Source organism: Streptomyces sp. NPDC104313 (genome assembly GCF_055583985.1).
This window is the reverse complement of sequence record NZ_JBVJMW010000013.1, coordinates 1-22,547: the sequence shown is the minus strand read 5'-3', so window position 1 is coordinate 22,547 and position 22,547 is coordinate 1. Positions and strand designations below refer to the sequence as shown.

Below are 22,547 nucleotides of genomic sequence, written 5' to 3'. Positions count from 1 at the left end.
GTGCCCCGGGGGCTCACCGCAGTCGGCGCGCCCCGGCGGACGGGATGGCCTCGAAGACCCCCGGGGCCGCGAGTCCGGCCGCCGCGAACGCCTCGCTGACGGCCTTGGCCACGGTGCCGGCCACCGCCTGCTCCACCAGGACGACCGCCGAGCCGCCGAAGCCGCCGCCGGTCATCCGCGCACCGAGCGCCCCGGCCTCGTTCGCCGCCTCGACCGCCAGGTCCAGTTCGGGGCAGGAGACCCGCAGATCGTCCCGGAGCGAGCGGTGGCCCTCGTTCAGGACGGGGCCCGCGGCGCGGGCGTCGCCCGCGTCGAGCAGCGCGATGACCTGCTCGACCCGGCGGTCCTCGCCGACGACATGGGTGACGTAGCGGACGACGGACTCGTCCGCCCCGGCGTCGGCGAGCGTGGTGAGCGCCGCGGCGAGATTCTCGTGACGCAGGTCGCGCAGCATCGGTATGCCGAGCAGCCGGGCGCCCTCCTCGCAGCCGGCCCGGCGCTCCGCGTACGCCCCGTCGCCGAGCGCGTGCTTCACCCGGGTGTCGACGACCAGCAGCGTCAGTCCCTGGGCGGCCAGGTCGAAGGGGACCTGGCGCAGGGAGAGGTCGCGGGTGTCCAGGTGGAGGGCGTGGCCCTCGGTGCAGCAGGCCGAGGCCATCTGGTCCATGATCCCGCAGGGCACGCCCACGAAGTCGTTCTCGGCCCGGCGGCCGACGACAGCGAGTTCGGGCCCGGTGAGGCCGAGGTGGAAGAGGTCGTTGAGGGCCAGCGCTGTGACGACTTCGAGGGCGGCGGAGGAGGAGAGTCCGGCGCCCGTGGGCACGGTGGAGGTCAGCGCGATGTCCGCCCCGGTGACCGGGTGCCCGGCCTCGCGCAGCGCCCAGAGCACCCCGGCGGGGTAGGCGGCCCAGCCGTGGCCGGAGTGCGGGGCGAGTTCGTCGACGCGCAGCGGGACGACGCCCCCGGGGACATCGCAGGAGTAGAGGCGCAGGACGCCGTCGTCGCGGCGGGAGACGGCCGCGCGGGCGGTGTGCGGGAGGGCGAGCGGCAGGACGAAGCCGTCGTTGAAGTCGGTGTACTCGCCGATGAGGTTCACTCGTCCGGGTGCCGCCCAGATGCCGTCGGGCTCACCCCCGTACAGCTCGGAGAAGGTGGCGGCGGGGTCGGTCCCGGGCGCCTCGGGGGTCTCGGTCATGGGGTGGCCGTGTCCTCTCGGCGGGCGAACCGCCAGGCGTCGGCGATGATGCCGGCCAGGTCGGCGCGGGACGGCTGCCAGCCGAGGCGCTCCACGGCGGTGGCGGCGGAGGCGACGAGGACGGCCGGGTCGCCGCCGCGCCGGGGGGCGGCGGTCTCGGGGACGGGGTGGCCGGTGACCTTGCGGACGGTCTCGATGACCTCGCGGACCGAGAAGCCGTTGCCGTTGCCGAGGTTGCAGATCAGGTGCTCGCCGGGGGCGGCGGCCCGAAGGGCCAGCAGATGGGCGTCGGCGAGGTCGGCGACGTGGATGTAGTCGCGGACGCAGGTGCCGTCGGGGGTGGGGTAGTCGTCGCCGTACACGGAGATCGACTCGCGCTGCCCCAGGGCCACTTGGAGGACCAGTGGGATCAGGTGGGACTCGGGCGCGTGGCGTTCGCCGCAACTGCCGTAGGCCCCGGCCACGTTGAAGTAGCGCAGCGAGACGGCGGCCAGGCCGTGGGCCCTCGCCTCGCCGCTGATCATATGGTCGACGGCGAGTTTGGACGCGCCGTAGGGGCTGGTGGGGGCGGTGGGGTCGGTCTCGGTGATGGGGGTGGAGACCGGTTCGCCGTAGGTGGCCGCGGTGGAGGAGAAGACGAGGGTGCGCACACCGTGCTCGCGCATCGCGGAGAGCAGGGCGGTGGTGCCGCCGACGTTGTTGACCCAGTACTTCTCCGGGTCGGCGACGGATTCGCCGACCTGGGAGAAGGCGGCGAAGTGCAGGACGCCGTCGTAGGTGGGGTCCAGGTGACGGGCGGCGTCCTGGACGCGGCCCTCGATGAACACGGCGCCGGCCGGGACGCCCACGCGGAAGCCGGTGGAGAGGTCGTCCAGGACGGTCACCGTGTGCCCGGCCTCCAGCAGGTGCTGGGCGACGACGCTCCCGACGTAACCGGCACCGCCGGTGACCAGGTACTTCTTCGGGGGGTTGCTCGTGTTCCGGGGGTTGCTCACGTTCCGGGGGTTGCTCACTTGCTCGCTACCTCTCGCAGTCGCCGGGCCGCGGCTTCCGGCGGCACGTCGTTGATGAACACGCTCATGCCGGACTCGGACCCCGCGAGGAACTTCAGCTTGCCGGAGGTCCGGCGAATGGTGAAAAGCTCCAGGTGCACGGCGAAGTCCTGCCGTCCGGGGACCCCGAACGGCGCCTGGTGCCAGGCGGAGACGTACGGGGTCGGCGGCTCACCGGGTCCGAAGATCCGGTCGAAGCGCCTCAAGAGCTCCAGATAGACCTGCGGGAACTCCGTCCGCGCCTCCTCGTCCAGTTCCCGCAGGTCGGGGACGCGGCGGCGGGGGTGGAGGTGGACCTCGTAGGGCCAGTGCGCGGCGTAGGGGACGAAGGCGGTCCAGTGGCCGGTGGCGAGGACCACACGCGAGCCGTCCTTCTCCTCGCGGGCGACCACGTCGTCGAAGAGGTTGCGGCCGGTCTCCTCGCGGTGGCGGGCGGCGGAGCGGAGCATCAGCTCGGTGCGCGGGGTGACGAAGGGGTAGCCGTAGATCTGGCCATGCGGGTGACCGAGGGTGACGCCGATCTCCGCTCCCCGGTTCTCGAAGCAGAAGACCTGGGTGACCTGGTCGAGTTCGGCGAGTTCGGCGGTGCGGTCGGTCCAGGCGGCGAGGACGAGGGCGGCCTGTTCCTCGGTGAGGTCGGCGAAGGACGCGTCGTGGTCGGAGGTGAAGCAGACGACCTCGCAGCGACCGGAGTCGCCGGCGAGGGAGGGGAAGCGGTTCTCGAAGACGGCGACGTCGTAGTCGCTGTCGGGGATCTCGCCGACGCGTCCGTCGCGCGTGGGGCAGAGCGGGCAGGCGTCGGCCGGCGGGTGATAGGTGCGCGCCTGGCGGTGCGAGGCGATGGCGACCGCGTCACCGAGCAGCGGATCCCGGCGGATCTCGGACGAGGTCGAGACGGGATCCAGCGGGCGATGGTCGACGGCATCGTGGACGGCGTCGTCGGCGGAGTCGTAATAGATCAGCTCACGGCCGTCGGCGAGGGTCGTAACCGTCTTCTTCACCAGGGTCCTCCACCAGATCCTCCCAACATAATCGCACATAACAAATCACAAACAAACATACGCGTCAATGGCGAGAGGGCGGGAGGGAGTCTCGGAGCCAGAACCAGAGCGAGAGCCGGAGCCGGAGCCGGAGCGCGAGTCCTTGGCCTCGGCCCGCCTCTTCGACGTCCGGCGGACCAGGGGGGCCTGTTCGTGCGCTGCGGAGTGATCGTCACCGTCGCCGACGGCGGCCCGTCCGATGCCGGCCGGGAGAAGGCCGGGGGCGTCCACATCACCCTGTGGACGGGCCTCGCCGTGCCGGGCCTCGGCCTGTACTTCCCGGCCCGGATGAAGCCGGGCCGCCCGGCAAAGGCCCCGGCGGCCCCGAGCCGGAGCCCGCACCGGAGCCCGACGCGGGCCGACACGTCCTGGGGCGTCAGGGGCCGTATGTCACCCGCGCTGTCCGGGGATGTGCGGCCCCCGCGGCGTACCGTCGTTCCCCGCGGCCCTCTCCAGCAGTCCCGTACGGGCCGCGAGGGCGGCCGCCTCCAGGCGGGAGCCGACCCCGAGCTTCATCAGGACCCGCTGGACATGGGTGCGGGCGGTGCTCGGGGCGATGCCCATGCCGGCCGCGATCAGCCGGGTGCCCTCACCCTCGGCGACGCGCACCAGCACCTCCGCCTCGCGCGGGGTGAGCATCCGCAGTAGCCGCCGCCCCTCGTCGTCGGGCTGGGCGGCCGGGTTGAGCAGTTCGGCGAAAGCCGCCCGCAGCAGCTGCGGGGCGATGGCGCTCTCCCCCGCCCGCGCCTTGACCAGGGCCCGCTCGACGCCCTCGATGCGCTCGTCGTGCCGGACGTACCCCACGGCCCCGGCCGCGAACGCCGCGGCGATCCCGCGCGGGCTGGGCACCGGCCCGAGGACCACCACCGCCACCTGCGGGCGCTCCTGGCCGATGCGCGTGATCGGGTCGAAGACCCCGGGAGCGGCGGGCGATGCCGTACCGAACAGACAGACCTCCGGGGCCCTGCTGACCACCAGTTCCGCCGCCCCGGACGTCGGCGCCGCCGCCGCGAGCACCCGGTGCCCGCGCAGTTTCAGCGCCGAGGCGAGCGCCTCGGCGAGCAGCCGGTGATCGTCGACCACCATGAGCCGCACACCCACGCCCCTCACCCCCAAAACCCCTGTACGCCCGGCCCCCGGACTCCTGCCCCGGCAAGGTACACGCTTGCTCGACGCCGCGCGGCCCTTACGTGGGAGACGCCCCTCTGAATGCCGAATTCTGTGCCATTCACTCCTCGTTGACCTGCGTTCAGAGTTCGTTGACCGGCACTTCGCGATCGCTTCACGGGCGGAAAACGATCGGCCCCGCCGGTGAGGTGAACGACCGGCGGGGCCTGGCACTGCGAGACGCCCCCCGGGGGAGCGGGGTGATCAGCCGGTTCGGTAGGCGACGACGAGGTAGCGCTTCTCGTCGGGGTTGACGGTGCTGGGCTGGTGGACCGACCTGCCCGCCATGAACAACCGGCCCTCGGTGTAGAGGAGTTCGGCCGAGTCGACGGAGAACCGCTTCTCCGCCTCCCGGGCGGTCTCCTCGCTCGGGTTCTCCATCAGCAGGGTCTGCTCCAAGGTCTCGCCGTCGATGGAGACGACCTGGCCGCCCTTGTCGTACGGGCCCTCCTTGTAGGCGATGATGCTGGTGCCGTCCATCCGGAGCGGGGTCAGGGTGTGGCGGTCACCCGCGTCCGCCCGGCCGCCGAGGAGCTTTCCGGTGGCCAGGTCGAAGGCGACGACCTCGTTCGTGTCGCCGTACTCGCTGGTTCCGTCGTGCCTCTCGGTCGGCAGGTAGAGCCGGTTGTTGCCGACGGCCATGTGCTTGCACTGCTCGACCTCGGTGGAGCCGCAGCGTGCCGCGTACTTGTCCGCGTCGGCGGGAATGCGGACGATCAGCTTGCCGGTCGCCGCGTCGATCGAGAAGAGGTCGGAGATGCCGCTGCCGTCGCCGGCGGTGTCGCCGACGTCGGCCGCGACCACCAGCGGCTTGGTGGAGACGATGCTCGCGTAGTCGACGCCCGTGGGCATCTGGAACGACGACAGCGGCGCGCCGGTCGTCGGGTTCAGCGCCTGCACGGTGAGCTGCGGGCTCTCGGACGTACCGCACCTGCGGACCACGGCGAGGGCTTCGCCTCCCGCGTAGCCGCGGTCGTAGCAGCCGTCCGCACCGACCTTCGGCTTCCAGAGTTCGGCGCCGTCGGCCAGCTTGAAGGCCGCGCCGCCCGAGGTTCCGCCCGCGGCGACGGTGGTCCCGCTGAGCGTGACCTCGTCGAAGCGGATCGGCCTGTCACCGCCGGTGGCGGAGGTGACGCTCTTGCTCCACAGGAGCTTGCCGGCGCTCAGGTCGATCACACCGACCTGGTTGCACGACGGGTACTTGTTCTCCTTGGTCGGCTTCGTCTCCTGGAAGACGACGGCCGCCTTGTAGTCCTTGCTCATGTGCCGGGACACGGAGCAGATCTCGCCGGCCAGCGGGAAGGACCAGAGCTTGGTGCCCTTGTCGCGGTCGTAGCCGGTGACCTCGGCGATGCCGGACTTCACGTACGCCTTGTCGGTGACCCAGGAGCCCGCGACCGTGGTGATGTCGGTGACCACCGGCTCCGGGAACTGGAAGGCGACCTTGGACCTGGTGTTGGCGGGCGCCTTCTCCTCGCCACCGGCCAGAGGGCCCTCGCCGCCCTTGGCCCCGCCGGTGGCGCCGGACGAGGAGGCCTCGTCCGTGCCGCCCTTGTCGTCGCCGGCGGAGGAGTAGACGATCCCGCCGCCGACGATCAGCACCACGGCGACGGCCGCGGCGACGATGATCCGCATCTGGGTGGAGAACTTCCTTCCGCCGTCGCCGTCCGGCTGCGGGGCCCCGTACTGCGGCTGCATCGGCTGGGTCGGGTAGCCGTACCCCTGCTGGGGCATCCCGGGATGCCCGGCGGGCCCCTGCGGGTAGCCGTAACCCTGCTGCGGGGCCTGGGGGTAGCCGTAGCCGTTGGGCTGCGGCGCGGGCGGGGTGGGGTAGCCGCCCGCCGACGGGGGCGGGGTGCCGTAGCCCCCGGGGGGCGCGTCCTGCGGGGTGGCGGGCTGCTGCGGCGGCTGCTTGCCGAAGGGGTCCGCGGGCGGCGGGGCCGGTCGGCCGAACCCTCCCGGCGGCGGGTCCTGCGGAGCGCCGAACCCACCTGCGGGCGCTGCCGGGGGCGTGTTCGGCGGCTCGCTGGGCGGCTGCTGCGGTGGCTGGGGCGGCTGGGTCATGGCGTGCGTACCTCGGGAGACGAGTGGGTGTGGGGGCGCGTGGGGCCGGGAAGGGCCGGCTGCGGCCGGCTGCCGCGGCGAACCGTCACTTGGTGAACACGAGCATCGTCGACTGCTCCCGCTCTTCCTTGTCGTTGGTCGCGCTCACACGCTTGCTGAAGATGTAGGAGCGGCCGTCCTCGTAGAGGACCCTGGACGAGAAGAAGCCGTTCTCGATCCGGCCGGCCGACTCCGGGTGCTGGAGCAGCGTCCTGGGAGTGCCGCCGGTCGGCGGGAGGGTCACGAGCGCGCCGGCCGCGTCGTACTTCGGCCGCATGTAGAGCAGCACGTCGCCACCCTCCATACCCAGCGGCTTCAGCACGCGTTCGGCCGGGGCGGGCGCCTCCCACTTGGGCTTGCCGGTGTTCAGGTCGAAGGCGATGACCTTGTTCGTCCGGGCGGTCCCGCTGCTGTCGTCCTCGGTCCCGATGTAGAAGGTGTTGGCGTCGGCGGCGACGCCGCCGCACCCTTCGAGCTTCTGGCCGAAGACCGCGAAGCCGCTCCCGCAGTCGGCGGTGAGCTTGTCGCCCTTGGCGGGCGCGAGCTGGGAGCGGAGCTTGCCGTTCTCGGTGAGCGCGGCGATGGAGTACTGCTTCTTCTCTTCGTGTTCGAGCCTGACGACGAGCGGGCCGACCGAGTAGACCTTGCTGATCTCCCAGCCGCGCGGCGGCTGGTAGGTCCACCGGGGCTTGCCGGTGACCGGGTCCAGCTCCTGGACCTGGTGCTGCGGGTTCTTGACGTCGTCGGTGCGGCAGGCCGCCGCGGCGATCAGCTTCGCGCCGCCGGCGAAGGCGAAGGGCTTGCAGTCGCCCTCGGGGTTGCCGAACAACTCCTTGCCGTCGCTGACGCGGTAGGCGTCGGAGTTGCCGGTGCGCCCCACGGTGACGGTGTCGCCGCTGATCGCCAGACCGATGTCCGACAGGAAGTCCCAGGTGCCGTTCTTCTTGACCGCCTTCTTCCAGCCGGGCTTGCCGGTGTTGAGGTCGATCATCTGGAGGACGGAGCAGTCGGCCTTGTCCGTGGTGCCGTTCTCCACACCGATGACGATTCTTCCGTCGGCGGTCGGGGCGTTGGGAGCAGCGCACACGTCGGCGGGGAGCGGCACGGTCCACTTCTGCTTGCCGTCGGTGACCGAGTAGCCGGAGACGCCGCGGTACATGGCCTTGGCCACCACGTCGCCGGCGAACCAGGGGCCTTCGACGGACGCGCCGCCGCGCGGCAGGTCGACGTCGTTCTTCTGGAGCCAGGCGACCTTCGCCTCGCCCGGCTTGCGCCCGGCGTTGAGGTCGTCGTTCCCCTCGCGGCCGTCGCCGCTGCCGTCTCCCTCGTCGACCGTCGGCGACTCGCCGGGGGGGCCCGGGTCGTTGCCCGGGCCGGCGACGGGCTTCTTGGGGTCGCCCCCGCCGTCGCTCACGAGGAACCAGGTGCCCGCTCCGGCGACCAGGACGACGGCGAGCGCCGCCGCGACCACGATGCCGGTCCTGTTCCTGAGGAACCCGCCCCCACCGGAACCCGGTCCGCCGGAACCCGGTCCGCCGGGGGCGCCGGGGTGCTGCTGCGCCGGGTAGCCGTAGCCGGGCTGCGGCTGCTGACCGTACGGCCCCGGGGCCTGCTGACCGTAGGGGCCGGGCTGCTGGCCGTACGGTCCGGGGGCCTGCTGGCCGTACGGGCCGGAGGCCTGCTGACCGTACGGGCCGGAGGCCTGCTGGCCGTACGGGCCGGAGGCCTGGCCGGGCTGCTGCGGGTAGCCGTAGCCGGGCCCGGGCGGGGGCTGCTGCTGCTGCGGATAGCCGTACGCCGGAGTGCCCGGCGGGGGCGTCTGCGGCGGGCCGGCCGGGGGCGCCGGGGGCTGTGCGGGGGGCGGCCCCTGGGGCGGCTGACCGGGCGGCGTCCGCGGCGGCTTGGCCAGGTCCGGCTGGTCCCGGGGCTGCTGCGGAGCTCCGTTCGGCGGCTCCTGCGGAGCTCCGAAGCCTCCCTGCGGCGGTTGCTGGCTGGGCGGCTGGCTCATATCAGCACGTCCCCCTTCGTGCGGCCCGGTGCGCGAATCGGTCTCCCCCGCATTCCCAAGAGAGTCAATTCCCCTCGGAAAGGAGCGAATCGCGCATGGCTTCCGCGGTGTCACGACAGTCGGGCGGGGCTTCTTTCTACCACCCGCCCGCCACCGGACACCGTTTTGGGCCAACCTCTGTTCCCAAGGGAGAACCGCCTTGTGATGCCCCCGTTATGCCCCGGCGGGAGGTGATGGTCAGTCACCGAAAGCGATCATCGCCGGCAGCTCCATCTCCTCCTCGTCGGTGGCCCCGGAGACATGGGTGAGCGTGAGCAGCGAGCGTCCGCCGGCGTAGAGGACGAGCGGATCGGTGAAGGTGCGCTCGGTCGCCGCGGCCGACGCCGGGTGACGCAGGACAGGCTGCGGCGCACCGCCGTCCGGCCCGAGCGCCATGATGCCGCCGCCCGCGCCCTTGGCCTTCGGGCCGGGCGGGCCGAGGTACATCAGCACCTTGCCGCCTTCCACCCGCAGCGGCATCAGGGTCTGGCCGGAGGGTGCGGCGACCTTCCACTTCTTCTTGCCGGTGCTCATGTCGAAGGCGACGACGTCGTTGGTCAACGCCCCGTCCGTATGCCGGTGCTTCGTGGCGGTGTAGAGCGTGCCCGCGTCGGCGGCCACGCCGACGCAGGTGTCGAGGTTCGCGCCCACGTCCCGCCGCATGCCGGTGCACCGGGCCTCGGGGACGTCGTCGCCGGGGACGGGTCGGGAGCGGAAGGTTCCGTCGGCGTTCAGGACCACGGTCGCCCACTCGGCCTCCACCACCCCGCCCTTGCGCAGCGAGATCACCGGCGGGTCGACGGAGTGGAACGCGTCGATCAGCCAGCCCTTCTCGGGCTTGTACGTCCACACGGTCCGGCCGGTGACCGGGTCGATGCGCCGTACTTCCTCGACGGCCTCGCTCGCCCCGGCCTCGTCGGCCGGCCGCTCGCGGCAGCCGACAGCGGCGAGCAGGACGGCTCCGCCGGCGAGACCGTACGACTGGCAGGGGCCGGGCAGTTCGTCCCACAGGTGCTTGCCGTCACTGACCCGATAGGCATCGGTACGGCCGACGCGCCCGATCGTCAGGACGTCGCCGCTGATCGCCATGACGATGTTCGCGAGCCCGTCCTGCGTCGGCGCGCGTTCGAAGGTCGCGGACCAGCCCGCCTCACCGGTGGCCAGATCGATCATCTGGAGCTTGTCGCAGACCGAATCCTCCGTGGAGGTGTCGGTCATGAGCCCGATGACGATCTTCCCGTCCGCGGTCGGCAGGGTGGGTGCCGCGCAGACGTCCGAGGGCAGGCGCAGGCTCCACTTCCGCGATCCGTCCTGGAGGGAATAGCCGGACGCCGTGCGGTACATGGCCTTGGCCACGATGCCGCCGGCGGTCCAGGGGCCGAGGGCGGAGGCGCCGCCCCCCGGCAGGTCCACGCCGTTCTTCTGGACCCAGCGGACCTTGGCCTCGCCGTCCTTGCGGCCCTGGTTGAGCTGCTCGGCGCCCGGGGCCGGCTTCGCCGTCGGGCCCGGGTCGGCGCCGGGCTGTTCCGGTGCGGAGCTCCCCGCCGCGGCGGGCTTCTCGTCGTCGGAGCCGTCACCGCTCACCGCGAACCAGACGCCCGTCCCGATGACGAGGACCCCGGCGAGCGCGGCGGCGACGATCCCAGCGGCCCGGCCCCGCGAGCGCCCGCCGCCTCCGGGCCCGCCGGACGGCGAGGAGGGCGAGGGCACCTGGTGGCCGTACGGAACGGTGGGCTGCTGGTGCCGGGGCGGCACGGGTGCTCCGTACCCACCGGGCTGCGGCGGCACGGGGGGACCGTACCCACCGGGCTGCGGCGGCACGGGTGCTCCGTACCCACCGGGCTGCGGTTCGAACGGGGCGCCGAAGCCCGCCTGCTCCCCCGGCCCGCCCTGCGGCGGTTGCTGCGGCTGCTGCTGCGGCTGCTGCTGCGGCATCAGTGTGTGGTCCCCCTCCGAACGTACGGTCCCTGCCGCCCCGTTCTACCACCTGCCGCACCGGCCTCCGTCAGGCGGCCTCGGCCAGCTCCAGCCAGCGCATCTCCAACTCGTCGCGCTCGGTGACGAGTTCGCGCAGTTCGGCGTCGAGCCCCGCGACCTTCTCGAAGTCGGTGGCGTTGTCCGCGATCTGCTTGTGCAGCGCGGTCTCCCGGGTGGAGAGCTTGTCGAGCTGCCGCTCGACCTTCTGCAGTTCCTTCTTCGCGGCGCGGGCCTCCTGCGCCGAGACGGCCGGGGCCGCGGCGGACACGGTGGCCGTACGGGGCGCGGCAGCGGCGGAGGGGGTGGACTCCTCCTCCATCCTCTGCCGGCGCTCCAGGTACTCGTCGATCCCGCGCGGGAGCATCCGCAGGGCGCGGTCACCGAGGAGCGCCATGACCCGGTCGGTGGTCCGCTCGATGAAGAACCGGTCGTGGGAGATCACGATCATCGACCCGGGCCAGCTGTCGAGGAGGTCCTCCAGCTGGGTCAGGGTCTCGATGTCGAGGTCGTTGGTGGGCTCGTCGAGGAAGAGGACGTTCGGCTCGTCCATCAGCAGGCGCAGGATCTGGAGCCGGCGGCGCTCACCGCCGGAGAGGTCGCCGACGGGCGTCCACTGCTTCTCCTTGGTGAAGCCGAACTGCTCGCAGAGCTGACCGGCGGTCATCTCGCGGCCCTTGCCGAGGTCGACCCGGTCGCGCACCTGCTGGACGGCCTCCAGGACCCGGAGGTTCGGGTTGAGCTCGGTGACCTCCTGGGAGAGGTAGGCGAGCTTGACGGTCTTGCCGACGACGATCTTCCCGGCGGCGGGCTGCTCCTCGCCCTGGGTGCGGCAGGCCTCGGCGAGCGCGCGCAGCAGCGAGGTCTTGCCCGCGCCGTTGACGCCGACCAGACCGATACGGTCGCCGGGACCGAGCTGCCAGGTGAGGTGGGTGAGGAGGGTCTTGGGCCCGGCCTGGACGGTCACGTCCTCCAGGTCGAACACGGTCTTGCCGAGACGGGCGTTGGCGAACTTCATCAGCTCGCTGGTGTCGCGCGGCGGCGGCACGTCGGCGATGAGTTCGTTGGCGGCCTCGATGCGGTAGCGCGGCTTGGAGGTACGGGCGGGGGCGCCGCGGCGCAGCCAGGCCAGCTCCTTGCGCATGAGGTTCTGCCGCTTGGACTCCTCGGTGGCGGCGATGCGCTCCCGCTCGGCGCGGGAGAACACGTAGTCGCTGTAGCCGCCCTCGTACTCGTGGACGGTGCCGCGCTGGACGTCCCACATGCGGGTGCAGACCTGGTCGAGGAACCACCGGTCGTGGGTGACGCAGACGAGGGCGGAGCGCCGGGTCCGCAGGTGGCCGGCCAGCCAGGAGATGCCCTCGACGTCGAGGTGGTTGGTGGGCTCGTCGAGGACGATCAGGTCCTGCTCGTCGATGAGGAGCTTGGCCAGCGCGATACGGCGGCGCTCGCCACCGGAGAGCGGGGCGATGACGGTGTCGAGCCCGTGCTCGAAGCCGGGGAGGGCGAGGCCGCCGAAGAGCCCGGTGAGCACGTCGCGGATCTTGGCGCTGCCCGCCCACTCGTGGTCGGCGAGATCGCCGATGACCTCCTGGCGGATGGTCTTCGTCGGGTCCAGGGAGTCGTGCTGGGTCAGGACGCCCAGACGCAGCCCGCCGTTGTGGGTGACACGGCCGGTGTCCGCGTCCTCCAGCTTGGCGAGCATCCGGATGAGAGTGGTCTTGCCGTCGCCGTTGCGGCCCACAACACCGATCCGGTCGCCCTCGGACACCCCGAGGGATACGCCGTCGAGCAGGGCACGGGTGCCGTACACCTTGCTGACCTGCTCGACATTGACCAGATTGACGGCCATTTCACTCCTGCCTGGGGGGTTGATCGACCTTCCCAGGGTACGGCGCGGCGGAGGGGGTCCGGTCGTGCGGCCTCGACAACGGGAGAGTGCGATACAGCTTCCTGTACGTACAGGATCACGTACAGAGGATGTGCCATGCGGACGATGACGTACACCGAGTCCCGCGCCAAGTACGCCGAGACCCTGAGCTCGGTCGTGGACGACCGCGAGGAGGTCGTGGTCACGCGCGCCGGGCATGAGCCCGTGGTGATAGTGGCGCTCGATGAATACGAGTCCCTCAAGGAGACCGCGTACCAGCTCCGGAGCCCGGAGAACGCCCGTCGACTGCTCTCCTCGATCGACCGCCTGGAGAGCGGCGGCGGCACGGTGCGGGAGCTCGCGGAGTGAAGTTCGTATGGGACCAGTCGTCCTGGGACGACTACGTCTGGTGGCAGAACCAGGATCGCAAGATCCTCAAGAGGATCAACACCCTGCTCCAGGACATCGCCCGGAACGGCAACGAGGGAATGGGCAAGCCGGAGCCCCTGAAACACGGCTCCCAGGGGTACTGGTCGCGTCGCATCACCGACGAGCACCGGCTCATCCACAAGGTGGTCGACGACGAGGTCCGCGTCGCCGCCTGCCGCTATCACCACGGCCGCTGAATCACTACGGCCGCCGGCCCCCGGCCCGTACGCCGGTCCCCCGCCCCGCCCGCTCCACCAGCGAGCAGACGGAGTCCTCGGAGCCTGGGGAGGCGGGGCCCGGCAGCGCGGCCGTACTCAGATCCGGGGTGAGTACGCGGAGGGCGGGAGGGACAAGGGGGAGGTCAGATCGCCTTCGCGCCCGGCGCGGGCGACATCGCCGTGCGCGCCTCCCGGCACGTTCCTGAGGCCGTCAGCGCGTCGGCCACCTTGCGGGCCGCCGACCCGTCCTCCACCAGGAACGCCGTGGTCGGGCCGGAGCCGGAGACCAGGGCGGCCAAGGCCCCCGCCTCCGTGCCGGCCGCCAGGGTCCGTGCGAGGGAGGGGCGCAGGGAGAGCGCGGCGGGCTGGAGGTCGTTGCTCAGGGCCTTCGCGAGCGCGCCGGAGTCGCCGGAGCGCAGGGCGGCGAGGAGGGCGGGGGACGCGGTCGGCTCCGGGACCTCGGTGCCGGCCGTGAGACGGTCGAACTCCCCGTACACCGCGGGCGTGGAGAGGCCGCCGTCCGCCACCGCGAAGACCCAGTGGAAGGTTCCGCCGACCTCGATCGGGGTCAGCTTCTCGCCGCGTCCGGTGCCGAGCGCGGCCCCGCCGACCAGGCTGAACGGCACGTCGCTGCCCAGCTCCGCGCAGATGGCCAGGAGTTCGTCGCGGCTCGCGCCGGTCCCCCACAGGGCGTCGCAGGCGACGAGGGCGGCGGCCCCGTCGGCGCTGCCGCCCGCCATGCCGCCCGCGACCGGGATGTCCTTGGCGATGTGCAGGTGGACAGCGGGTGTGATGCCGTACCGCTCGGCCAGTGCGAGGGCGGCGCGGGCGGCGAGGTTGGTGGTGTCCAGCGGGACCTGGGCGGCGTCCGGGCCCGAGCAGGTGATGCGCAGCTCGTCGGCGGGGACCGCCGTGACCTCGTCGTAGAGGCCGACGGCGAGGAAGACGTTGGCCAGGTCGTGGAAACCGTCGGGGCGGGCCGCGCCCACGGCGAGCCGGACGTTGACCTTGGCGGGGACGCGGACGGTGACAGCCGTGCTCACAGGGCCGCCTCCGGCTTGTTCTCCGCGATCGCCGCGAACTCCTCCACCGTCAGCGCCTCGCCGCGCGCCTGCGGGGAGATCCCGGCGGCGACGAGCGCCGCCTCGGCGGCGGGCGCGGAGCCGGCCCAGCCGGAGAGCGCGGCACGCAGGGTCTTGCGGCGCTGGGCGAAGGCGGCGTCCACCACGGCGAAGACCTCGGCGCGGCTCGCGGTGGTGGCGATGGGCTCGGTGCGCCGGACCAGGGAGACGAGCCCGGAGTCGACGTTCGGGGCGGGCCAGAAGACGGTGCGGCCGATGGACCCGGCGCGCTTGACGTCCGCGTACCAGTTGGCCTTCACCGACGGCACACCGTAGACCTTGTTGCCGGGGCGGGCGGCCAGCCGGTCGGCGACCTCGGCCTGGACCATGACGAGGGTCCGCTCGATGCTGGGGAAGCGCTCCAGCATGGTCAGCAGGACGGGTACGGCCACGTTGTACGGGAGGTTCGCGACGAGCGCGGTCGGGGCCGCGCCCGGCAACTCGGTGACCAGCATCGCGTCGGAGTGGACCAGCGTGAAGCGGTCGGCGCGCTCCGGCATCCGGGCCTGGACCGTGGCGGGCAGCGCGGCGGCGAGCACGTCGTCGATCTCGACCGCGACGACGCGGTCCGCCGCCTCCAGCAGTGCCAGGGTCAGCGAGCCGAGTCCGGGGCCGACCTCGACGACGGTGTCGTCCGGGCGGACCTCGGCCGTGCGCACGATGCGGCGGACGGTGTTGGCGTCGATGACGAAGTTCTGACCGCGCTGCTTGGTGGGGCGTACGCCCAGCTTCGCGGCCAGGTCGCGGATGTCTGCGGGGCCCAGGAGGGCGTCGGGCTCTGTGCTGCTCACCCGGTAAGCCTACGGCCGCAGTGGGGCCACGGACTCGCCCCCCGCTGCACGTACAGCTTCTTCGCCCGGTGCGTCTGCTCGGCGGCGGGTGCGTCCTGGGGGCGGCCACTGCCGCCGAGGGACTGCCAGGTCCGGGTGTCGAACTGGTACAGCCCGCCGTAGGTGCCGCTCGCGTCCACCGCGCCGGGACGGCCGCCGGACTCGCAGGCGGCGAGCGCGGACCAGTTCAGCCCGTCCGCCCCGGCGACCGGGCCGGGACGCGGCCGGGTGCCGGTGCGCACGACGCGGCTCACCGGCCGGTGGACCAGTTCCTCGGCGGTCCTACGCGGTTTCTGCCGGACGCCGTTGACGGTCCGGACGGCGTACGTGACCCGGCGCACCCCGTTGTGGCCGGCCCGCTCGATGACCTCGGCGCCCCGGAACAGCTCGGGGTCCTCGCTCCGTTCGACGTCGTACGGGACGGTCTCCTCGTGCACCTCGTGGGTGTCGGTGATCCGCATGACGGAGATCGTCTGGCCGTCGCGCGGGAAGCTCCCGGGGGCGACGGAGGTGGTGTCGTGGGCGCCCAGGGTGATGCCCGCCTCGGCGAGGGCGTCGCGGACGGTGGCGGCGTTGGTCCGCAGGGCGCGTTCCTGGCCGTCGGCCATGAAGGTCACGGCGCGTTCGGTGCGGACGGTGAGGGTCAGGCCGGTGCGGGCGATCCGTGCGGAGCGGGAGGCGGAGAGGCACGCTCCCTCGGCCCGGATCCCGAGGGCGCGCAGGGCCCCCGCCACGGTGTCGGCGGTCGTCCAGACCTGGCGGCGGACGCCGTCGAGGGTGAGGGTGATCGGCCGCCCGTGGCGGACGACGACCTCGTCGCCGTGGCCGAGGCCGGTGCCGGGGGCCGGGGCGACGACGTCGTGCGCGCCGACGGTGACGCCTTCCTCCGCCAGGAGCCCCGTGACGTCGTCGGCGAAGGTGTGCAGGGTCCGGGGTGTGCCGTCGACGCTCAGGCGGACGGCCTTGTCATGGGCGAGGAACGCGGTGGTGCCGCCGGCCAGGAAGGCGACGACGAGAGCCTTCGGGACGAGGCGCCGCAGGCTCTCGGGGTGCGCGACGAGCGCCCGGCGCCGCTTGGCGGCCCGTCGGGCGTCGGCCCGGGTGGGGCCCTGCCGGGGCACCACGGGCGGCGGCCCGGCGTGCGGGGTGCCGACCGCCGTCGGAGCGTGGGCGGGCCGGCCTTCCGCGCGGAGCCCGTCGGCCACGGCCGGCTGCTCGTGGAACGCTCCGGGGAGCGCCACCGGCAGCGGGGCGGCGTACGGGGACGGGGACGGGGCGGCCGGGAACGCGCACGGGACCGGGGAGGGAGGAGGCGGCGCCACCGCCGTACGCCGTCCGCCGCGCGCCGCCCGGTGACTGCCCTGCGAAGTGCTCACGCCGCTCCCGAAGATCCGCCCGCTGTCGCCCCGTCGTGCGCGGGGACGATAGCGGAGCTCCGGTGACTCTCCAAAGCGACACAGCTGCACAGCGTGGACGCGAAGCCCCGGCGCCGACGGCCGAAGAAGGCCCGGCCGGCGGTCAGAAATCAAACGCGCGCGCGGTGTTGTCGTAGATCGCGGCGGCCAGCACGTCCTCGTCCAGACCCTTCACCTCGGCCATGGCGCGGAGCGTGACCGGAATGAGGTACGGCGCGTTGGGCCGTCCGCGGTACGGGGCGGGGGTGAGGAAAGGGGCGTCCGTCTCGACGAGGACCAGCTCGGTCGGGGCGACGGCCAGGGCGTCCCGCAGCGGCTGGGCGTTCTTGAAGGTCACGTTGCCCGCGAAGGACATGAAGTACCCGGCCCGCGCGCAGATCCGGGCCATGTCGGCGTCGCCGGAGTAGCAGTGGAACACGGTCCGCTCCGGCGCGCCCGCGTCGAGCAGGACCCGCAGGACGTCCTCGTGCGCGTCGCGGTCGTGGATGACCAGGGCCTTGCCGTGCCGCTTGGCGATCTCGATGTGGGCCCGGAAGGACTCCTCCTGGGCGGCGACGCCCTCGGGTCCGGTGCGGAAGAAGTCCAGGCCCGTCTCGCCCACCCCGCGCACGTGGTCGAGGGCGGCCAGCGCGTCGATCTCCGCCAGTGCCTCGTCCAGCGCCGCCCTGCCGCCGGGCTCCCTCGCCCCCTGCCGCGCGGTGCCGCCGGTGCCCTCGACGTACCCGTGGACGATGCGCGGGGCCTCGTTGGGGTGCAGGGCGACCGAGGCGTGGACGGCGGGGTGGGCGGCCGCGGTGTCGGCGGCCCAGCGGGAGCCGGCCACGTCGCAGCCGACCTGGACGACGGCGCTCACGTTGACCGCGGCGGCCCGGGCGAGGGCCTCCTCGACGGTGGTGTCCTGCATGTCCAGGTGGGTGTGGGAGTCGGCGACCGGAACCCGCAGGGGCTCGGGCAGCGGCGGGGCTTCGGTACGGCTCATGCCGACGATCGTACGAGGGCCCCACCCTCGTACGATCGTCGGCTGCGGAAGCCACCCGGGTACGTCATCCGCGTCGGAGGGCCCACCCCATCCGCGCCGAAGGATCACGTCACCCGCAGTGGTCGGTCGGTGCCGGCCGCGGTCGTCGGTCCATGTCACCCGCGGTGGCTGATCGGTGTCACACCTTGGTGGCAGGAGCGGCTCATCCGCGGTGGCCGGTCGGTGTCACCTGCGGTGGAAGGGGTGGAGCAGGTCGGACAGCCGCCAGTGACGGTCCGGGCCGGCGGCGGCCGGCACCGTGCGGTCCTTCGCGGCGGTCGCCGCGGCGCGCGGCGTCGGCTGCTTGCGCATGAGGTTCTGGTAGCCGGCGACCCGCCCCGAGCGCATGATGCGCACCACGTGTCCGCCGCAGTTCGTGCAGGTGGGCGTGGAGAGCGGGGACGGCACGCGCTCGCCGTCCGCCGTGTAGACGACGAAGGCGTGACCGTGGACGTCGACATGGTGCTCTATCTCGTAGGACTGCTCCCAGCCGTACCCGCACTTCATGCAGGCGAAGGCATACGCCTCATGGACAGTGGTGGCTGCGATCTCGCTCATGCCTGCTCCTCTTGGCCGCGGGTCACGCGCTCCGGGGACGGTCCGCCCGCCCGAGGTTTTTCGAGCAGGAGTCCCGTCCCTTCAAGTGGACACCTGCACCCGTACGGACGCACCAGCTCAAGCCCAATGTTGGTGCGTTCTTGGCCTCCTTTGGCCGCTCTTTGCCGACGCATGGCATTGGACTGGACCAAGGGAGGGCAGCGCGTGACCACCGGGCTACCGAGCGCCCCCGAGTGCGCCGTGTGCCGTTGTGAACGCGCCCGCGCACCACCCTCGCCCGCCCGTCTCTCTTCCTTGCATTCCCGGGCTTTCCCCCACCCGCACCCCATGAATTCACTATTCAATTGAAATCGCGATTTACCCGGATGTCGCACGCCGATTTGCGGCGCCCTCATTTCTCCTTTTCACTCATTACGTCCACCCCATTTCCCACAGAACGGGGAACACCCCATGTTCACCACGGACACCACTGCCACCGACGTCGAGCTGGACCTCGACGTCGCCCTCAACCCGGGCGAGGTCGAGGGTCGGTACCGCGACTCCCGCGAGTGCGCCTACCTCGCGCTTCTCGCGGGCGGCGGCGCACTGCTGCTCTCGCCCCCGACCCCGCGCCCGAAGAAGGGCTAGTCGCCGGCACATGGACCAGACACATGCTTCGTCGCCCCTGGCGGGCGCCGTGCATGACCTGGCAACAGAGGTGGTCCTCGCTCTTCGGAGCGGGGACCACCTCGCCACGGTGTGCGGCGCGGCGGGAATCGACGAGGAGAATCGGACCGGAATCGCGGCGGCACGGGTCATCGGGGCCGACCTGCTGCTGCCCAGTGTTCTGTACGGACGTCATCCGCATCCGGGTGACGTCGCCGTGCTCGACCGGGCGGTGCGGGAGTTCCCGCCCAAGCCCGACGCTCCGGCCGCCACGGCCTGGAGCCACTGGCACATGATCTCCACGCTCCAGCGGATGGCGCCCTCTCCACCGGGGGCGGTCGCTCCCGCGGCGTACGCGGAGCCCGACGCCGCCTGGCTGGAGGAGGCGCCCTGGCAGGCGTTCACCCACCAGCTCTCGGTCCTCGCGCCGCTGGCCGTCCCGGCCGCCCCCTCGGCCGTGCGGCGCGCCGCGGCGAACCGGGCGGTCGACCTGTCGCGCGGCTTCGTCCGCGCGGTCCGACGCCGCGACTGGCTCCAGGCGGCGGGCGCGGGCCGCTGGCTTACGGCCATCGGCGGCGAACCGGCGACACTGGGCCTGGAACGCGGCCTGGACTTCGTCGAGCTGATGGGCGGCCACGACCCCCGGGTCACCCTCCATGTGCGGGCCGCCCGGCTGATGGCCGAGGCGAGGGCACGGTGACCACGACCGCGACCGAGGGCCCCTCCCAGGACCGCCCGGCCGTGGCCCCGCGGGGACGCCCGGGCCCGGGGCCCGGGGGCGCGGCCCGCCGGGAGCACCCGGTCCCCGGCGCCGCGCTCGCGGTCCTCCCCGGGGTCCTGCGCGAATCCCTCGCCTGGATCGACGCGCACCGGGCGGACTTCACGCTCCCCGACGACGTCCTGGAACCCCACACCCAGGTCAACGCCACGCTGAAGCCACTGGGCGAACTGGCCCAGCTCGGCTCCACGATCCGCCGCGCCACCACCCCCGGCACCCCGGAACACGAGCTGGCCGGGGACCTCGTCGCCCACGCCTGGGAGCAGGTGGCGGCGGGCGAGCTGCTCCTGGAGCTGCTGCGCGCCGAGCCGTTCGCCGCGTACCCGTACGAGATCTACGCCGCCTTCGCCGGGTACGGGCTGCGCCACGAGCGCTTCGAGGCCCTGGCCCGCCCGCTCACCGCGACCCGCGCCTGGGCCCACACCGAGCAGCACGCCAACCGGCAGCTGGGCCTGGTCAACTCCGAGCGGCGGGTCGGAGTGGTGGCGCACACCGACGCGGGCGCGGTCCTGTCCCGGACCTGGCTCGGCGGACTGCCGGAGCCGTGGATGTTCGAGGGCCCCTCCGGATACGCGCTCACCCACACCGTCTTCCATCTCACCGACTGGGGCCGGATGCCCGACCGGGTGCCCGCGAAGATCGACGGCTATCTGCGGACCTGGCTGCCGGCGTGGGCCGACGGCTGCGTGGAGAGCGGTCAGTGGGACCTCACCGGCGAGCTGCTGGCGGTGGCCGCGTCGCTGCCGGGGCCCGCGCCGACAGCCCTGCTGGACGCGGTGTGGCCGGTGCTCGCCGGCGTACAGCATCCGACCGGCTGCGTCCCGGAGACCGGTGTGCCGGTCGAGGACCCCGCGCCGGACCCGTACCCCTTCATCGACTGCTACCACTCCACGCTCGTGACGGCGTTCGCCGCGGCCCTGTCCCTGAGGTCGCCGCGGTCGCCGGGGCAGACGGACAGGACCGGCGAGGCCGTGCCCCGCCGGGAAAGGCGGACCGCATGAGCAGCGGCATCCAGCAGATCCACGACGTGGGGGCGAAGGCCCTGGGCTGGCTGTACGAACACCGGGAGGGGTTCCGGCTGGAGACCGACCCGTCGCCGGAGGCGGGGATGCTGGACCGGTTCAAGCCGCTGGGCGAACTGGCGCTGATCGGCAAGGTCATCTTCCGCGAGGGCGTGGCCGGCTCGCAGCAGTCCTCCCTCGCCCACAAGCTGCTGGACCACGCCTGGCACGAGGTGCTGGACTCCGGGGCCCGGCTGGTGGAGGGCCAGCGGCGCGAACCGCTCTCGCCGGTGCCGCTGGAGGTGTACGTACCGTTCCGGGAGCTGGGCTACCGGCAGCCGGACCTGGAGTCCGCGATCCGGCTCAACCACCGGCTGGCCAGCTGGGCGGCGCTGGAGGTGCTGCCGGTGCGGCGGCTCGGCCTGAGTGCGATCGAGCGGCGCTTCGGGGTGGAGCCGAGCATCCCGGAGACGGCGGCGCTGGCCCACACCTGGCTGGCGCGGCGGGCCGAACCGTGGACGGTCGAGGGCCATATCGGCTACGACATCACGCACACGGTGTTCCACCTCACCGACTGGGGCGAGAAACCGGCCGGGCTGCCCACCGACATCGCGGAGTACCTGGCGCTGTGGCTGCCGGTCTGGCTGGACGACTGGCTGGACCTCGAACGCTGGGACCTGCTGGGCGAGCTGCTGGTGGTCGACGCGTGCCTCCCCGAACCGACGCTGGACCCGGCGGCCTGGCAGGGTTTCGCACAGGCCCAGCAGCCGGACGGGGCGATGCCGGTGGTCGGCGGGATGCCGGACGGGGACGAGGAGTCGGTGTTCGACCTCGTCTACCACCCGACGCTGGTCGCCGCGTTCGCCTCTGCGCTCGCGATGTCCCGGGCCCTGTCCGACCTCAGCGCGGCCCCGGCCCCGGCATGACCGAGCTGACGGCGGCCCCGGCGACCGCCCCCGGCCCCTCGGCCACCGCACGCCTCCTGGCCGAGGCCGCCCGGACGGTCGACGCCCCGGACCTGGTCCTCGCGGTCAGCCGGAACGGGGTGCGCACGGTCCACACCGGCGGGAGCGCGGAGCCCGGCCCGGTCCCCCGCGAGCTGATGGGCTACGAGCTGGGCTCGGCGTCGAAGCCGTACGCGGGGCTGCTGCTGGCCCGGCTGGTCGCACAGGGCCGGGTGCGGTACACGGACCGGGCGGCGGACCTGCTGGCCCCGGGCCTCCCGGTGCACCCGGCGGTGCGCCGGATCACCCTGCGCCATCTGCTCACCCACACCTCGGGGCTGCCGGGACTGCCCGCCGACTTCTACCCACAGGCGGTGCCCCGCTGGTCGACCGACCCGTACGGCGGCTATCCGGCCGACCGGGTGGTCCGGGCCTTCCTCCGGGCCCGCCCGCGCCACCGGCCCGGGACCCGCTGGCACTACTCGAACTTCGCCGTCTCGGTCCTCGGCCACACCCTGGCGGCGGCCACCGGCACACCGTGGGAGGTGCTGCTGCACCAGCGGGTGCTGGCCCCGCTGCACCTGGACGCCACCCGGGTGCGCCCGGGCCCGGAGGGCACGGAGGCGGTCGGCCACCGCCGCGACGGGACGCCGGTGCCCGCACTGGACACCGGGGGCTTCACGGCGGCGGGCGCGGTCCGGGCGACCCCGCTGGACCTGCTGACCTTCCTGGAGGCGCACGTGGGCGGGCCCGGACCGACCGACCCCACGCTGGCCGCGGCCCTGACGGAGGTCCGGCGTCCCCTGCTGCGACGCGGCTGGCGGCACGCGCACACCCACACGCTCACGTGGTTCCACCACCCGTCCCCGTACGGTCCGGTCCTCTTCCACGCCGGCGCGACGCTCGGCCAGCAGGCGTTCCTCGGCTTCCGCCCGGACACGGGCCTGGCGGTGGCGGCGACAGCGACCCGGCGGGTGCACCGGGCGGACACGTTCGTAGCGGCGGCGTACGGCCTGCTGACGGAAACCCCGTAAGCACCGCCGTACGCACTAGACGAGTCATTCCGAATGATCAGTGGTCGTAGGCGATCAGCGATCGTGTGACCGGTTGGCGGGTCTTGTGGTTGTGCCAGATCGCGGCGG

General features: G+C 73.0%; 20 protein-coding genes. 7 read left to right on the top strand and 13 right to left on the bottom strand.

Annotated features, from left to right (window positions below; genetic code table 11):
- Positions 1-13 precede the first annotated feature (13 nt).
- From galK to ACZ60Q_RS26650, 8 genes are all read right to left on the bottom strand, one after another.
- Positions 14-1,195, bottom strand: coding sequence for a galactokinase (gene galK, locus ACZ60Q_RS26685; protein WP_469639619.1), 1,182 nt, complete (start codon positions 1,193-1,195; stop codon positions 14-16).
- Positions 1,192-2,190, bottom strand: a complete 999-nt coding sequence (gene galE, locus ACZ60Q_RS26680) for a UDP-glucose 4-epimerase GalE (RefSeq protein WP_469639617.1) — start codon at positions 2,188-2,190, stop codon at positions 1,192-1,194. The genes galK and galE overlap by 4 nt, the downstream gene beginning before the upstream one ends.
- 14 nt (positions 2,191-2,204) lie before the next feature.
- Positions 2,205-3,248, bottom strand: coding sequence for a galactose-1-phosphate uridylyltransferase (gene galT / locus ACZ60Q_RS26675; protein WP_469639616.1), 1,044 nt, complete (start codon positions 3,246-3,248; stop codon positions 2,205-2,207).
- A gap of 429 nt (positions 3,249-3,677) precedes the next feature.
- Positions 3,678-4,388: a response regulator transcription factor gene (locus ACZ60Q_RS26670; protein WP_469639614.1), complete on the bottom strand. Its 711-nt coding sequence runs from the start codon at positions 4,386-4,388 to the stop codon at positions 3,678-3,680.
- A gap of 270 nt (positions 4,389-4,658) precedes the next feature.
- On the bottom strand, positions 4,659-6,518 hold the full coding sequence (locus ACZ60Q_RS26665; RefSeq protein WP_469639612.1) for an outer membrane protein assembly factor BamB family protein: 1,860 nt from the start codon (positions 6,516-6,518) through the stop codon (positions 4,659-4,661).
- 85 nt (positions 6,519-6,603) lie between these two features.
- On the bottom strand, positions 6,604-8,565 hold the full coding sequence (locus tag ACZ60Q_RS26660; protein WP_469639610.1) for an outer membrane protein assembly factor BamB family protein: 1,962 nt from the start codon (positions 8,563-8,565) through the stop codon (positions 6,604-6,606).
- A gap of 237 nt (positions 8,566-8,802) precedes the next feature.
- Positions 8,803-10,539, bottom strand: a complete 1,737-nt coding sequence (locus tag ACZ60Q_RS26655; protein ID WP_469639608.1) for an outer membrane protein assembly factor BamB family protein — start codon at positions 10,537-10,539, stop codon at positions 8,803-8,805.
- A gap of 70 nt (positions 10,540-10,609) precedes the next feature.
- On the bottom strand, positions 10,610-12,430 hold the full coding sequence (locus tag ACZ60Q_RS26650; RefSeq protein WP_469639606.1) for an ABC-F family ATP-binding cassette domain-containing protein: 1,821 nt from the start codon (positions 12,428-12,430) through the stop codon (positions 10,610-10,612).
- A 135-nt stretch (positions 12,431-12,565) separates the two neighbouring features.
- Here ACZ60Q_RS26650 and ACZ60Q_RS26645 point away from each other — a divergent pair, with 135 nt between their 5' ends.
- Positions 12,566-12,817, top strand: a complete 252-nt coding sequence (locus tag ACZ60Q_RS26645) for a type II toxin-antitoxin system Phd/YefM family antitoxin (RefSeq protein WP_469639604.1) — start codon at positions 12,566-12,568, stop codon at positions 12,815-12,817.
- On the top strand, positions 12,814-13,074 hold the full coding sequence (locus ACZ60Q_RS26640) for a Txe/YoeB family addiction module toxin (RefSeq protein WP_469639603.1): 261 nt from the start codon (positions 12,814-12,816) through the stop codon (positions 13,072-13,074). The genes ACZ60Q_RS26645 and ACZ60Q_RS26640 overlap by 4 nt, the downstream gene beginning before the upstream one ends.
- Before the next feature lie 164 nt (positions 13,075-13,238).
- On the opposite strand, the gene ACZ60Q_RS26635 is transcribed toward ACZ60Q_RS26640, so the two are convergent.
- The 5 genes from ACZ60Q_RS26635 to ACZ60Q_RS26615 form a co-directional block, all read right to left on the bottom strand.
- Complete coding sequence (locus ACZ60Q_RS26635) at positions 13,239-14,138, bottom strand: 4-(cytidine 5'-diphospho)-2-C-methyl-D-erythritol kinase (protein WP_469639601.1); 900 nt, start codon at positions 14,136-14,138, stop codon at positions 13,239-13,241.
- Positions 14,135-15,007 carry a 16S rRNA (adenine(1518)-N(6)/adenine(1519)-N(6))-dimethyltransferase RsmA gene (gene rsmA / locus ACZ60Q_RS26630; protein ID WP_469639599.1) on the bottom strand — a complete coding sequence of 291 codons (873 nt, stop codon included), beginning with the start codon at positions 15,005-15,007 and terminating at the stop codon, positions 14,135-14,137. Before rsmA ends, ACZ60Q_RS26635 begins: the two co-directional genes overlap by 4 nt.
- Positions 15,004-16,287 carry a ubiquitin-like domain-containing protein gene (locus ACZ60Q_RS26625; RefSeq protein ID WP_469639979.1) on the bottom strand — a complete coding sequence of 428 codons (1,284 nt, stop codon included), beginning with the start codon at positions 16,285-16,287 and terminating at the stop codon, positions 15,004-15,006. The genes rsmA and ACZ60Q_RS26625 overlap by 4 nt, the downstream gene beginning before the upstream one ends.
- 277 nt (positions 16,288-16,564) lie before the next feature.
- Positions 16,565-17,440, bottom strand: a complete 876-nt coding sequence (locus ACZ60Q_RS26620; RefSeq protein ID WP_469639597.1) for a TatD family hydrolase — start codon at positions 17,438-17,440, stop codon at positions 16,565-16,567.
- Positions 17,441-17,665: 225 nt separating this feature from the next.
- Positions 17,666-18,037, bottom strand: a complete 372-nt coding sequence (locus ACZ60Q_RS26615; RefSeq protein WP_469639595.1) for a hypothetical protein — start codon at positions 18,035-18,037, stop codon at positions 17,666-17,668.
- A gap of 450 nt (positions 18,038-18,487) precedes the next feature.
- Between ACZ60Q_RS26615 and ACZ60Q_RS26610 the strand changes: the two genes are divergently transcribed.
- From ACZ60Q_RS26610 to ACZ60Q_RS26590, 5 genes are read left to right on the top strand one after another with little or no spacing between them, the layout of a single operon-like run.
- The gene (locus tag ACZ60Q_RS26610) at positions 18,488-18,664 is read left to right on the top strand and encodes a hypothetical protein (RefSeq protein WP_469639593.1); all 177 of its coding nucleotides are present in this window, start codon (positions 18,488-18,490) and stop codon (positions 18,662-18,664) included.
- 10 nt (positions 18,665-18,674) lie between these two features.
- Complete coding sequence (locus ACZ60Q_RS26605; RefSeq protein WP_469639591.1) at positions 18,675-19,382, top strand: hypothetical protein; 708 nt, start codon at positions 18,675-18,677, stop codon at positions 19,380-19,382.
- Positions 19,379-20,461, top strand: a complete 1,083-nt coding sequence (locus ACZ60Q_RS26600) for a DUF6895 family protein (protein WP_469639589.1) — start codon at positions 19,379-19,381, stop codon at positions 20,459-20,461. Before ACZ60Q_RS26605 ends, ACZ60Q_RS26600 begins: the two co-directional genes overlap by 4 nt.
- Positions 20,458-21,387: a DUF6895 family protein gene (locus ACZ60Q_RS26595; RefSeq protein WP_469639587.1), complete on the top strand. Its 930-nt coding sequence runs from the start codon at positions 20,458-20,460 to the stop codon at positions 21,385-21,387. Before ACZ60Q_RS26600 ends, ACZ60Q_RS26595 begins: the two co-directional genes overlap by 4 nt.
- A complete protein-coding gene (locus tag ACZ60Q_RS26590; RefSeq protein WP_469639585.1) occupies positions 21,384-22,439 on the top strand; it encodes a serine hydrolase domain-containing protein in 1,056 nt (351 codons plus the stop codon). The genes ACZ60Q_RS26595 and ACZ60Q_RS26590 overlap by 4 nt, the downstream gene beginning before the upstream one ends.
- Positions 22,440-22,547 lie beyond the last annotated feature (108 nt).

What these genes read in the sequence shown, in the direction of transcription:
- galK (WP_469639619.1), bottom strand. Translation starts at nt 1,195, where the DNA reads ATGACCGAGACCCCCGAGGCGCCCGGGACCGACCCCGCCGCCACCTTC.
- ACZ60Q_RS26665 (WP_469639612.1), bottom strand. Translation starts at nt 6,518, where the DNA reads ATGACCCAGCCGCCCCAGCCACCGCAGCAGCCGCCCAGCGAGCCGCCG.
- ACZ60Q_RS26660 (WP_469639610.1), bottom strand. Translation starts at nt 8,565, where the DNA reads ATGAGCCAGCCGCCCAGCCAGCAACCGCCGCAGGGAGGCTTCGGAGCT.
- ACZ60Q_RS26655 (WP_469639608.1), bottom strand. Translation starts at nt 10,539, where the DNA reads ATGCCGCAGCAGCAGCCGCAGCAGCAGCCGCAGCAACCGCCGCAGGGC.
- ACZ60Q_RS26650 (WP_469639606.1), bottom strand. Translation starts at nt 12,430, where the DNA reads ATGGCCGTCAATCTGGTCAATGTCGAGCAGGTCAGCAAGGTGTACGGC.
- ACZ60Q_RS26645 (WP_469639604.1), top strand. Translation starts at nt 12,566, where the DNA reads ATGCGGACGATGACGTACACCGAGTCCCGCGCCAAGTACGCCGAGACC.
- ACZ60Q_RS26620 (WP_469639597.1), bottom strand. Translation starts at nt 17,440, where the DNA reads ATGAGCCGTACCGAAGCCCCGCCGCTGCCCGAGCCCCTGCGGGTTCCG.
- ACZ60Q_RS26615 (WP_469639595.1), bottom strand. Translation starts at nt 18,037, where the DNA reads ATGAGCGAGATCGCAGCCACCACTGTCCATGAGGCGTATGCCTTCGCC.
- ACZ60Q_RS26610 (WP_469639593.1), top strand. Translation starts at nt 18,488, where the DNA reads ATGTTCACCACGGACACCACTGCCACCGACGTCGAGCTGGACCTCGAC.
- ACZ60Q_RS26605 (WP_469639591.1), top strand. Translation starts at nt 18,675, where the DNA reads ATGGACCAGACACATGCTTCGTCGCCCCTGGCGGGCGCCGTGCATGAC.
- ACZ60Q_RS26595 (WP_469639587.1), top strand. Translation starts at nt 20,458, where the DNA reads ATGAGCAGCGGCATCCAGCAGATCCACGACGTGGGGGCGAAGGCCCTG.
- ACZ60Q_RS26590 (WP_469639585.1), top strand. Translation starts at nt 21,384, where the DNA reads ATGACCGAGCTGACGGCGGCCCCGGCGACCGCCCCCGGCCCCTCGGCC.